The sequence below is a fragment of the Bacillus sp. DE0042 genome (genome assembly GCF_007680225.1).
GTDB lineage: Bacteria > Bacillota > Bacilli > Bacillales > Bacillaceae_G > Bacillus_A > Bacillus_A wiedmannii.
In genome coordinates this window covers 1-253 of sequence record NZ_VEJP01000041.1, presented here as the reverse complement: position 1 = coordinate 253, position 253 = coordinate 1, and the positions used below count along the sequence as shown (strand labels likewise).

The window sequence follows — 253 nt, the reverse complement described above, 5'->3', positions numbered from 1 at the left end:
GGGGCAGATTCGAACTGCCGAACCCGAAGGAGCGGATTTACAGTCCGCCGCGTTTAGCCACTTCGCTACCCCTCCGAAACTTACATGGTGCCGGCTAGAGGACTTGAACCCCCAACCTACTGATTACAAGTCAGTTGCTCTACCAATTGAGCTAAGCCGGCGTATTTTATTAAAATAAATGGTGGCTCGGGACGGAATCGAACCGCCGACACGAGGATTTTCAGTCCTCTGCTCTACCGACTGAGCTACCGAG

At 53.0% G+C, this 253-nt stretch carries 1 tRNA gene; it reads right to left on the bottom strand.

Going from position 1 to position 253, the window contains the following annotated elements:
• Window positions 1-85 precede the first annotated feature (85 nt).
• Window positions 86-161: transfer RNA gene (locus FS802_RS30755), tRNA-Thr, on the bottom strand.
• Window positions 162-253: the final 92 nt, after the last annotated feature.